Source organism: Paenibacillus sp. JCM 10914, from assembly GCF_001315105.1.
In the GTDB taxonomy this organism is placed as follows: domain Bacteria; phylum Bacillota; class Bacilli; order Paenibacillales; family Paenibacillaceae; genus Paenibacillus_AQ.
In genome coordinates this window covers 14,802-26,904 of the sequence record NZ_BAZR01000032.1, presented here as the reverse complement: position 1 = coordinate 26,904, position 12,103 = coordinate 14,802, and the positions used below count along the sequence as shown (strand labels likewise).

The window sequence follows — 12,103 nt, the reverse complement described above, 5'->3', positions numbered from 1 at the left end:
GTTGTAGTCATTTTTATTTAGTTTACATAATATACAATATGTAATTTAATTTTTGCATGTGAAGCATTTATCGATGACAATCCGATTCGAAATGATCTACAATATGTTTATCTATGATTATGGCTTCCACCAGTCAAAGAAGCTTTTATCACAGAGAGGAGTTAGGGTACGTGGCTGCCATATTTGAATTGAAGCAATTGGCGAAGTATGCATGGCAACAAGATCGTAAGCCGCAAACGCTTTATCTGTTCGAGCAGATAAGCGCAGAAGTCCTGCAACCGCAATGTATAGCGCTGATTGGAGCCTCGGGGCAAGGGAAAAGCACATTACTGCGAACATTGGCTCTGCTTGAATCGCCTGACGAGGGCGATATTTTGTATAAAGGAACGTCGTTTCGCTCGCAGGACATCCGCTGGTGGAGACAACAGGTCTGTTATGTCCCGCAGCAAGCGATTATGCTGCCTGGCAGCGTAGAAGATAATCTGCGCACGGTTAGTCGACTTCATGGTGAACCATATGAAGAAGAGCTGGCCACACGGTTACTTGAGGATGCTATGTTCGATGGGCTCGACATGACGAAACAAGCTAAGGATCTATCTGGCGGAGAAAAGCAGCGGATCGCACTCATTCGCTCACTCATGCTGCGACCCAAGGTTTTGCTGCTGGATGAAGTGACGGCGTCGCTGGATAGCGTGAGCGCGCGAGCGGTTGAGCAAATGCTGCTGCAGTGGCATATTCACGAAGGAACCACATTAATATGGATTACTCATGATTTGGAACAAGCGAGTCGTACCAGTAACAGGATATGGTTTATGTCGGGGGGAACGCTGCTGGAAGATCGGCTCACGGCCGACTTCTTTAATCAACCGGCAACGGAAGCCGGTAGACAATTTGTTCGTTTCCGGAATCGTGGTGAAGAACAATGACACTGCTTGCATTAAGCTTCACCTTGGTTTTTGTGCTCGCTACGATGCTCGTTTCAGTATGGCAGAAGCTCGGTCTGGAAAAAGAGATCGCCGTGGGGACGATTCGGTCGGCCATACAACTGCTTGCGATCGGGTATGTATTGCAATATATTTTTCGAACGGAACAACCGAGCTATTTGATTTTGATGATCATGCTAATGATCGGCGTTGCAGCTTGGAACGCGGCACGGCGCGGTCCTGGAATGCGAGGAATTCTGTGGCGGATCGCTGCAGCCATTCTGACGACGGAACTGTTAATGATGGGCATCCTGTTAGGATTAGGCATCATTGAACCTACACCGCAGTACATAATTCCACTAAGTGGCATGACGATTGGCAACGCGATGGTCGTATCCGGATTGTTCGTGAATCAGATGCGCCGTGAGGTGGCTTCTTCGCAGGGAGAAATTGAAGTATTGCTCTCGTTAGGAGCCACGGCAGCCCAATCGATGCAGGACGTTCGAAAGAGTGCCGTGAAAACGGTTGGGTTGGTTCAATTACCGGGTATGATGACGGGAATGATTGTCGCGGGAGCCGATCCGGTAGAGGCGGTACGGTATCAGATTCTGATCGTCTTTTCATTCACCGGTTCAGCTGCGGTTACGAGTATGCTGCTTAGCATACTGAGCTACCGCTTGATGCTCACGAAGGATTTACGCTTAAGCCGATTCTGTTGGATAAGTAGATCATAAAAAATCCTGATGATCTATTCACCAGGATTTTTTTATAATTAGTTCCTACTAGATGTTCGCAACCGCTTGTTTCTACATTAATAGGAGGGGATGGTATTGAAACATCATCGGAAGTAAGTAATTAAGTAATAATTCTTCCTGGACTGGATGATGATGATGCATTCATATTTCCGTTCCGAATATAATTACGTAAAATAATAATTTGACGAATATTTGTGTTTGATTTATTATAATAATAAAGGAGGCTGGTGTTGGATATGGATCGAAGTACAAAACTGCACTTCATGAATCGAATCGACGATAAGTTATCTGAGCTTCCCTGGTACGTTACCGAATACATAGATAGTCGCAAACGTAAGTTAGCACACACAACGCTGCTTAATTATTGTCATGACTACATTATCTTTTTTGATTGGCTGGTTACAGAACAATCTTCAGCTGCCAGCCGTAAAGATGTCGGTTTAAATCAATTAGAGATACTTACCGTACGTGAAGTTGAAAATTTTTTATCCTTTCTGGAATATCAACTCGGTAATAATAAATACACAATCAACCGTAAATTATCAGCATTGAAATCTCTTTTTGATTACTTGCAAAACAAAGCGGAAACCCAGGATCTGAAACCGTATATACAACGTAATGTTATGGCTAAAATGGAGTTTAACAGCGTGAATGAAACGCAGGAAACGATCGCAAATCGAATTGAAGGTAAAATATTGCGCGAAGATGATTTTGAACACTTCCGTCAGTTTGTTGCCCATGACTATGGCATACAGAACAAAGCTAACGCAAGAATCAGCCGGTTTCATGAAATTAATCGTGAGCGAGACACAGCCATCGTTTCTCTAATCTTGGGATCCGGACTTAGATTGTCTGAAGTTGCGGGTATCAACCTTGAGGATTTGGATGTTATTAAAGGTCAGGTTCGTGTATTACGGAAAGGCAACAAGGAACAGTATGTATATTTTAGCAAGCAGGCGTTATGGGATTTGGAGAGTTATCTCAAGATTCGTGAAAGTCGTTATGGTGCTGAGAAGTCTGAACATTACTTATTTATGGCGGCGCCAATTGGTCGTAAAGGAAAAAGCCGGCGATTAACACCAAGATCCATTGAGAAGCTCATTGAGAAATATGCTGCAGCTTATGGAAAACCAGCATTAACGGTTCATTCCTTAAGACATTCATTTGCGACGCGTTATCATCTTGAGAATAACGATGTACCAAGGTTAAAGAATCAGCTGGGACATTCGTCGATACAGACAACGATGATCTATACGCACTTAACTGATGAAGAGATGCGCAATGCAGTGAATAATATGGATAAGAGTAAATCTGAATGAATTTGATTTTTGAGCCTTCCCAGCTTAAAAACATGATCTGTTTCACAAAACCCGTATTTTGTACATATGTTGATAAAGTTATTTACCTGATCAAGATGTTTTTGAGTCGTTTCGTTGAAGCTAAAGCCGACTCCGTTATCCTCATTTCCCTCAGCAGTTTTATATTGATCAATAACATCTGATCGAAACACTAAATTAAATTGACAAATCAATTGATAAAAACTCAGGTAGTTGTTGTTCACGCTTGTCGAGCATAATCTGTTTAGGCTTGATGCCCTGCTCACATTCGAGCAGAATAACTTATTCCGAACACTATTTTAATCAATACAAATGCACGTTAGCGCAACGCGGCTGCCGATCCATACCAGCAGCCGCATCTCCCCTTCCGCCCTTTGATGATAGGCGAATGTAGCCAAGCCAAGCGCTAATCCCCAGATGAGCCATGTAAGCTCAGGCGCATAGGTAGCTATATTTCCTTTTGGAAAAGCCCCTATTATCCAAAGGCGGTTATACATCAGACCTGTTATAAAGACAACAATGGATATGAACATGTCTTCACCGAAGATTAGTATCCCTGGAACCTCAAATTCAACTTCTGCGATAATTCCCTTCTTTAAGAATTGAAGATCTAACAACGATCCGATTGCGATTTGGAATTATAGATGTCGGAGAAATGGTTGTATTTGAATAAGGGTTTTTTCTTATTACGTTTCAAGAACCGTTTTTTAGCTTTCGTATACTTCTAATTTTTTGTAACCAAGCTTGATCTAATACCCTTGGGAAGAATCGATAAATACGCCATGCCCACCGAACGGAAGCCGGGAAAATAATAATAGCTTTATTTTTGATAATGCCCTTTAATATAGTATCAACGGCCTCGCGTGGATTCATTGCGCCTTTGGGCAGAGATTGCACTATTTTTTCATTCGCTACATTAGCAACCGTCATATTCTTATAAATGTCGGTTTGAACATGTCCGGGACAGATCGTACTTACCTTGATCCCCAGATCAACTCCCTCATACCTTAACGATTGTGAAAGTCCGATGACTGCGTGTTTACTTGCGCAATATGGCGTGTTGCCAGGCTGCGGCATTAATCCTGTGGCAGAGGCTGTATTGATGATATGTCCAAATCCTTGTTTGGCCATCACCCGATAGGCTATCGTCGACCCATAAATGACACCATACAAGTTGATATCCATAACTTTTTCCCACTGCGCTAAGTTCAAATCGCTGACATCCCCGCCAATCGCAATGCCAGCGTTATTAAACATATAGTCAATCCTGCCATATTGTATTACGGTATCATCAATTAGCTGCTGAATATCGGTTTCGCTAGCAACATCGACACGCATATAGTTTGCGGTTCCACCGCTATTCATGATCTGATCAGCAGTCATCTTAGCATGATCTTCACGAATGTCTGCTACAACAACGGTCGTTCCCAATTTAGATAATTGGCAACAAAGCTCTCTTCCGATGCCAGCGCCTCCGCCAGTTATAATGGCAACTTTATTCTTATAATGATTCACTATATACACCTTCCTTTATTGACTGACTTCAGTCAATGGATTATGAAAATAATACAACTTCCGAAGAAGTTGTTAATCGATGCCTAACATGCGTTTATAAAAATACTTTAGCTTCTTTACTCTTTCTTCATCGGAGATGCTTGAATCAATCGGCTGCCAGCCGTATAAACAGAATTTCGCTGTTTCCTCAGGATACGAGCAGTTGAAAGAACCGTCCGCATTTCCAATTTCAATTAATTCTTTGAATATAGGGAGAATCATTTTTAACCCTGTGCCACCAATTCGCTTGTGAATCTCCTCATTCTCGTGCTGATGTATGGTTGTGATTAAAGAAGCATCTTTTTTTAGCATATTGCTTGTAAATAGGAACATTTTTTCTAATCGATCCGCTGCGCTTATTGTGTTGTCTTTCATCAGAATCATTAAATCTACCAATATCTCTTTAGCCCACTCTTCAACTACGGCATCGAGCAATTCTGATTTTGATTTCACGTAGTGATACACAAGCCCATGTGCAACACCCATTTTATTCGTAATATCACTAATTTGTGTTCCTTCATACCCCTTCTCCTCAAACAATTCCTTGGCTGTCTGAATAATTTCAGCGCGCCGCTCCTCTGGTGGCTTCGTCTTTCGGGCCATGGATGTTAACCTCCTTATGTAAAACCATCGGGTTGCTTCAAAAATGAATATATCATTTTCATTGACTTGAGTCAATCGTGATTCGTGCCGGCCCTAACGCTGATCTCACGATCAGCTAGTTTACGCCCATATATCCCCAAGCCTCCACCTGACATTTTCCCCCTGCTCGTTCTACTTATGACACGAATTTGCAAGTCTTCCCTAGAAACAGAATCCAATCTAGGCCACAGGAAATGAGAAAAAGTTGCAGTTAGCAGATGCTTGTCAACTTTGGGTGATTTTGTTCATCTTTGATTGTGCTGAAAAGTAAAAAAACCAATTCCACATAAACCCCAGTGAAGTTGGCTTATAGATTGCTTTTGTATCCCGAATGTAAAGTTCCATTCTGCTGGCTCTTTTCAATAAATCTCCGTATCAATAAATTTCCCAAAAACCCCAATTGTAGTAGGCATTAAATGGTCGTATCCTCCCATTTGATAGGTTGAAAACACAAGGAAATTTTTAGAGTGAACATTATAGACCTCCATACCCTTGTTTTTTTCTTTCCAATGCTGGATATAATCACTTTTCGAGGGATTAGTCATTATTAAAATAATAATACCAATTAATGATAGAGCTAAAATAACCCGCTTTATTAGTTTCATCATTCTCATCACCTTTCCTTCCCATGCCTGCCTATGTCTGATGAAATTCTTGTTTTTCAGTTCATTAAATAACTGTAATAATGTTTAAGGGGTTAAATTGATGCATCTGGTTGAGCTGCATTATCTCGATTTGCTGTTTTTTTGGCGTCCGCACTGACGTCGTTCTTATATTTCTCTTTAAGTGCAGTTAATTCCGGCTGGAGGATATTATTCGCTGCTCGATCTCCCTGTTTTGCAAAAAATGGCCTATACATCAGCAAGAATACTACCGCTAAGATAATGACGATGGTAATCATATAAAGAAACGATTTTTTTGTCATACATAATCTCCTCAACTTATGCGAGATTTTACTGAAAATTATAGCAGATCATACCAGAACCTTCCAATAGTTTAAATACCAGTTGAAATAGACGACGTTTATCAGCATTCGATAAAACAAAAAAAGTCGCTTAAAGCGACTAATAGATATAGAATATACTACTTTTGAAACACACTCTTTTCATATTTCTCTAAATAATCGATTGGAATAGCAAGACCTACGGTGACAGATTCATCTCCCTGTGATGTAGTTGTTGTGGCATATACAACTGCTATAACATTCCCCTTATTGTTAATAACAGGGCTGCCGCTGTTTCCGTTGTAAATCGGTGCCTGGATCATGAGCATGGGAAGATGGCGACTCTCCGTTGGAGTTAGTCCTAGCACTGTGCCTTCAGTGGCGATTCGGTAGAATTCTAGTGGGTTTCCGATGACATGTATAGGGTCCCCCTCTTGATACATGTTCTCTGTTTCCAATTGCAGTGTAGGCAGGTTGTTCGCAGCGTCTCTAATTTTTAGTATTGATATATCAATCTCACTGTCACTAACGATAACATCTGCCAGATATGTTTTTCCATTAAGAAATTGGATTACGCCAGCATTGTCATCATCTATGACATGTTGATTCGTAATAATGAGTCCGTTTGGAGCGATATTAAATCCTGAACCTTTTCGATCGCCGACACTAACATTAACAACGGCTTGTTTATATTGCTGTATTTGCTCCTCTTGTGATAACTGTGAATCCTTTTTCAAAAACCGTAGTGCAGGCAGATTATAAATCTGTGGTATAAAAGCGATAAGATTACCGAATAGCAGAATGACCAGCATAACAATAATTGTTTTTTTGATCCATGTTCTTTTAGGGCGGTGATTTAACTCATCCTCTTCATCGTCATCTTCTAGGTTCCAAAATTCTTCTTCCCATTCCAATGGGGCATCGGTATCATTTACTGGATCGACGGATGTAATGGGATTATTCGGCTCATCGTTTCGGATGGAAAACAACTCCCTGCTGATGATTAATAGAATAATATAATAATTCAAGTTGATTATACCAAACCTTGACAGACTGTGACCGGAAACGAATGGATATACGTATAATATAAGCAAAACAAGCTGCAGTCTAATGAGACTGCAACTTGTTATTTACTATTTTAGTCATATTGTTCATTATCTTAATTAATTTTTAAGTGACAATAATCGGCCCATTTTTAGTAAGGATAATCGTATGTTCTATTTGAGCTACATAGCTTTTTTTTGTAGCATAGGTCCAGCCGTCTCTTTTTTGGTACACTTCTTCTTCAAGGGTGAGATAAATGGTTCAAAGGCGCGAGTCTTAGCACTTTTAGTGAAACGTATGATTAAGCCCCATGCCTCCTCCGTCTCCCCGAGTTGCGTGTCCATAGCCGCTGATGTCGTGACAATGCTGCTTTTTTTCCTCACCAGAAGGAATATAGAGAAGTTTTCCTGCCGCGTATTTCTGGACTTCTTTCAATAGTCCTTCTGGTATGACATCGCTGGCATTTTCATATTTCATACCATCACCATCTATAAGGCGTATAGTCGATCTTTCAATTCACTGATTGATTTCATGATGGACATGCAGGTTTCCGTATCATCAATCGATGCATGCCTACGCAAGACATCGATTCCTTTGTAATATGCCATACATAAGAATCTCTCTTTAAAATCTGGTATGACGATGTCCCTTTTCTCACAATACTCAACTAACAATTCCGGTATTTTTAAGTAAGGCTTATTTAAGTCCATGATGGCAAAATCCAAAAGGAAATCACAAACGCCAGATCTACTCCAGTCAGGAAAACCGACCATTGACTTACCATCTGTGATCATATTGACGAAAAACGTATTATTATTCACTAAATAACGTTTTCCTTCACAGTAGTTAATTCTGTCCTCCATTTCCTTCAAGTATGTCTCGAAGAATTCACGCTCTAAAACCGTCATATACCAGTATCCCTCTTTATCTTCAACAAATGTACCGATCAGAAATTCCCTGCAGGTCCCATATTCTGTTTTACAGTCATTATCAAACTCACCATAGCCTTCTACTACCGCTACATTGGATGAACTAATTTCTAAAATCTTGTCAAAAAACAATTCATAGCAATCTGTAAACTGTTGTGGGCTTAATTTATCTGCAACAAATCCATTTGGTGTCATACATACCTTTTCTGAAAGCATCGATTTAATGATATTGTCCTTACCTATTTTTATATCTCCTTTTTCAATTCCAAATGATAATTTCTCCGCGCTGTCTATAACGGCAAGACTTAGGGCCGTCCTTTGCGGGAAGGCCCTTCCAGTAAGCATGGTCGCTCTTTTAGATCCAACTATTTCTAGCGGACATTAACAACAGGGATCCATAACTCAACTTCTTTTTCTTCGGTGTACACCTGTTTTTCTAACCCTACCTCGATTTCAGGGCCCACTTGTATCATTGGACCCTCAACTTGCTCGTATCCTGAGGAAGGAAACCATTCTCCATAAATGCGGTGCCATTTCTCCTTTTCCCAAGGAACTTTTACTTCAAATACTACCCAGGTCATAGCTGACACAATTAACTCCGAGAGGCTTTCTGGACAGGGTTCCGTTGAAGCAACTGCCATGTAATAATCATAATCACGGTTCATACGTACTCCTTCACTGAAGCTACGTTTCGTTATCAGTCGATTTCCAAACCTGTTCCACACCAGGATGTTCACCAGAATCTTTTGGTGTAACTCTATTACTTACCCCAACCACTCGAAAAGCGTCCTTTTGCTCAATTCTATACTTCATTGGCTCACTACCTCCTATTGATAATCGAAAGTTCATTGGAGGAAATGCTTTTAGTGAACGGTTGGTAATTCTCGCTTCTGTTGGTGTAATTCCATGTAACGCGTGAAAAGCGCGAGTAAATGCATCAGGTGAATTGTAACCATAATTAATGGCGATGTCGATCACTTTGAGAGTTCTATCCTGCAAATCAAATGCCGCTAGCGTGAGACGTCTGCGACGAATATATTATTGAAGACTCACCGTTAATTCGATCTTCCGCTTTACCACTATTTGTGATACGGTTCATCAAGTATGATCTTAAACTATACTGCCCGTTAGTTTAATAAAAAGGCGTCTAATCATCTTTATTTGACAACGTCGATGAAATCATATAAGGAATGTAACAGCGTCTATTTTCATTAGTCCGTGTTAGTTTTATCTTATTTCCTCGTTCCATAATAAATCATACCTGGATCATCAGAAAAAGAATCGCTCAATAATAGAAGAATGAAGTAACTTATATGTTTTGAACAATATCTTTTAATACGGCTAAAAATGTTTCTCTTAGAGATATTTGAAAAGAACTTTAAAAAACCTCTCTGCCCCGTCCCACTTTAAATTTCCTCATTTCAAAACGATCGCTAAGCTCCGTCTTTAAAAGCATCTGTAGATAGTAGTACTGATGATTCAAAGAAAAAGTAACCACATAGTCGATTACGGAGGAAGCATTGAGAAGTACAGTCCGCTATCAGTAAATTAAAGATACATACTACATGAGAGATCAGCGTGAAATTAGAGCATGAAAAAAACACCCTTTTTTAGGGTGCTTTAATGTTAACTTTATTTAGAAGACAGTAGCCAATAAATCTGTAACGTGATAATACATAAATCCGAATACTAAAGATGCTATAATTTTGTATATAATTTGATTTTTCGAGTTTTTTAAACTATTGATAAAACACCACATAAATAGAACACCAATTAAGAAGTAAACAGTATTCAATTGATGATCTCCCCCATAATTATAGGTATAGTGAGGGGTATATTTCCAGTCCCAATTATAGTTAAGTTTTATATCCACTAATCCTCGTTTTGAAGAACGATCGTAAAGTTCCCGTTTTTGATCAATATCATACATATCTATTACTTCCTGCGGATAACGGTGATCGATTAGATATTTGTCATAGGTCTCCGAACTCAGACTAATTCACTTTAGCCCTATTCGCTGTAACTGACTTCACTTTCTTGTAATCATTTCAATCAGAGAGTTGTAATTTAAAGCAACTTAATTAGCTCTTCTAGCTCATCAACCAATACTTTTGCAAATTCAAAATTAGTATCTTTTAAAGCCAATTCTATTTTCATTTCAACTGCTTTTTTGTTTTGTTCCGCTTCTAAGTAGTCTTTATCAAAGTGACTAGCATAAATCATCTGTTTAAATTTTTTCATAGTCATTTTTCTAATCGTCTTATTGTCAATGATTAATACATAATCCATACCATTTACAACAGAATAGAAATCATGAGATATCATGAGAATTGCACCTTTATAGTCTTCAATGGCTTTTTCCAGTGCAATTTGTGTATATGTATCTAAATGGCTTGTCGGTTCATCAAGAAGCAATACGTTTGCATTACTAGCAGAAACTTTAGCCAATTGAAGTATGTTTTTTTCTCCACCAGATAGTGATTCAATCTTTTGATTAACGATTTCGCCTTCAAATCCATAGTTTGAAATATACGATCTAACTTCATCATAAGTTTTAAACCCAGCATCGATGAATTCTTCTAGTATTGTATTAGAATCCTTTAGCATTTCGCCTTGATTCTGAGATAAATAAGCCATTTTAACATCATCATTTATTTCAATGGAATCATGATTATTGTTAAAGATATCTCGGAGTAAAGTCGTTTTCCCTGTACCGTTTGGACCAATAATGGCTACTTTATCCGTAGATTTTATCTCAAAGCTAACATTCTCTAAAAGCAGTTCATCAAAGGCAACACTATAATTATTGACTTTTACAACAATGTTGTCTTCAATTTCATTCTCAATACCGAAACTGATATTCGGTTGCTTAATATCAACAAATGGTGCCTTAATTCTACGCGTTTCCAATCTCTCTTGAAATCTAACTCTAGCTTTTAACGCTCTACCTCTAGATGCTTCTGAATTAATAGTTGCGATAGCTCTAAGATTATCAATAATGTTATCGTATCTCTCAATTTCTTCAGCTTCAGCGACTGCGATTTCTTGCAACTCAATTTTTGTCTGAAGTAATGAGAAATTATACTCAATATATCGCCCATCAAACTCTTGGATCTCTGTGTTTTCAAGGTGAATTATTTTGTTGAAACAATGATTCAATAGATATCGATTGTGCGTAACAACTAGCAGTATGCCTTTGTGAGTATTAATAAGTTTTTTAAGCGCATTTAGGTTCTCAAAATCTAAAAACACATCCGGTTCGTCCATGATCATTAAGTCTGGACTATTAAGCATTTCCTTCATTACTTGAATAAGTTTGAATTCCCCGCCGCTCAGGTCGGATACCCTAACATCTTTTAGCTTCAAGAGGTTTGCAAGATTTAGCTTCTTATTAATATTACTCTCAAAATAATCTCCGCCCATTGCATCAAATGCGTCTAAAGCGAATTGATACTTTTCGAGTAACGGCTCAATATCCGATGATGTTTCCATTTCATTACAAATAGATGTTATTTCATTTTGTAGCTTAATAAAATCTTCTCCGATATATTCAAAAACAGTTGTTTCTTTAGTTCTGTCTAGTTGGGAGAACTGACTTACATACCCAATTTTGCAGGTTGGATCTATCTCTAACTTGCCTTCGAACAAATATCTTTCTGGATCCATCAGTATATCGATCAGTGTACTTTTACCACTGCCACTTGTTCCAATAAAAGCGCAATGCTGTGACTCTTCTAACGTAAATGAAATGTCTTTATATAGTTCTTTTTGTGGAAATGAGAAGTATAAGTTATCAACTTTTATCATAGTAGTGCCTTTCTTTATAACTAAAATGGTGACTATTATTAAATGTATTGTCGAACACAGACTTTTAGAGTAACACTCTTTACTACCAAGTTCAATCCATTTTTAGCCCTTACCATGACAATGATCCACCCTACGCATATTATGGGACCAAGCTTTGTGCCCTGGCACA

Annotated in this window: 13 protein-coding genes and 1 pseudogene; 3 read left to right on the top strand and 11 right to left on the bottom strand. The window is 38.9% G+C overall.

Annotated elements, in window-relative coordinates; translation table 11 throughout:
• Positions 1–170: 170 nt before the first annotated feature.
• The 3 genes from JCM10914_RS23870 (at position 171) to xerS (ending at position 2,997) form a co-directional block, all read left to right on the top strand.
• Entirely contained in the window at positions 171–926 is a 756-nt protein-coding gene (locus JCM10914_RS23870; protein WP_023965625.1) for an ATP-binding cassette domain-containing protein, read from the top strand.
• Complete coding sequence (fetB, locus tag JCM10914_RS23865; RefSeq protein ID WP_023965623.1) at positions 923–1,657, top strand: iron export ABC transporter permease subunit FetB; 735 nt, start codon at positions 923–925, stop codon at positions 1,655–1,657. Before JCM10914_RS23870 ends, fetB begins: the two co-directional genes overlap by 4 nt.
• A gap of 257 nt (positions 1,658–1,914) precedes the next feature.
• A complete protein-coding gene (xerS, locus tag JCM10914_RS23860; protein ID WP_036719892.1) occupies positions 1,915–2,997 on the top strand; it encodes a tyrosine recombinase XerS in 1,083 nt (360 codons plus the stop codon).
• 711 nt (positions 2,998–3,708) lie between these two features.
• On the opposite strand, the gene JCM10914_RS23845 is transcribed toward xerS, so the two are convergent.
• From JCM10914_RS23845 to JCM10914_RS23800, 11 genes and pseudogenes are all read right to left on the bottom strand, one after another.
• Complete coding sequence (locus JCM10914_RS23845; RefSeq protein ID WP_023965615.1) at positions 3,709–4,530, bottom strand: SDR family oxidoreductase; 822 nt, start codon at positions 4,528–4,530, stop codon at positions 3,709–3,711.
• A 72-nt stretch (positions 4,531–4,602) separates the two neighbouring features.
• Positions 4,603–5,172, bottom strand: coding sequence for a TetR/AcrR family transcriptional regulator (locus tag JCM10914_RS23840; RefSeq protein ID WP_023965613.1), 570 nt, complete (start codon positions 5,170–5,172; stop codon positions 4,603–4,605).
• A 398-nt stretch (positions 5,173–5,570) separates the two neighbouring features.
• Positions 5,571–5,825 carry a hypothetical protein gene (locus JCM10914_RS23835; protein ID WP_036719872.1) on the bottom strand — a complete coding sequence of 85 codons (255 nt, stop codon included), beginning with the start codon at positions 5,823–5,825 and terminating at the stop codon, positions 5,571–5,573.
• 83 nt (positions 5,826–5,908) lie between these two features.
• On the bottom strand, positions 5,909–6,136 hold the full coding sequence (locus JCM10914_RS23830) for a hypothetical protein (protein ID WP_023965611.1): 228 nt from the start codon (positions 6,134–6,136) through the stop codon (positions 5,909–5,911).
• A 158-nt stretch (positions 6,137–6,294) separates the two neighbouring features.
• Positions 6,295–7,182 (bottom strand): serine protease, encoded by an 888-nt coding sequence (locus JCM10914_RS23825; protein WP_023965609.1) that lies wholly within the window; start codon positions 7,180–7,182, stop codon positions 6,295–6,297.
• Positions 7,183–7,324: 142 nt separating this feature from the next.
• Positions 7,325–7,470, bottom strand: a pseudogene (locus JCM10914_RS30910) (type I methionyl aminopeptidase); the annotation flags it as partial.
• 13 nt (positions 7,471–7,483) lie between these two features.
• Positions 7,484–7,675 carry a hypothetical protein gene (locus JCM10914_RS29405; RefSeq protein WP_023965607.1) on the bottom strand — a complete coding sequence of 64 codons (192 nt, stop codon included), beginning with the start codon at positions 7,673–7,675 and terminating at the stop codon, positions 7,484–7,486.
• Positions 7,676–7,686: 11 nt separating this feature from the next.
• A complete protein-coding gene (locus JCM10914_RS23815; protein WP_023965605.1) occupies positions 7,687–8,472 on the bottom strand; it encodes a hypothetical protein in 786 nt (261 codons plus the stop codon).
• Positions 8,473–8,498: 26 nt separating this feature from the next.
• Positions 8,499–8,792 (bottom strand): GyrI-like domain-containing protein, encoded by a 294-nt coding sequence (locus JCM10914_RS30905; protein ID WP_231638749.1) that lies wholly within the window; start codon positions 8,790–8,792, stop codon positions 8,499–8,501.
• Positions 8,793–8,811: 19 nt separating this feature from the next.
• Entirely contained in the window at positions 8,812–9,105 is a 294-nt protein-coding gene (locus JCM10914_RS30900) for an AraC family transcriptional regulator (protein ID WP_231638748.1), read from the bottom strand.
• A 1,089-nt stretch (positions 9,106–10,194) separates the two neighbouring features.
• Complete coding sequence (locus JCM10914_RS23800) at positions 10,195–11,934, bottom strand: ABC-F family ATP-binding cassette domain-containing protein (protein WP_023965603.1); 1,740 nt, start codon at positions 11,932–11,934, stop codon at positions 10,195–10,197.
• Positions 11,935–12,103: the final 169 nt, after the last annotated feature.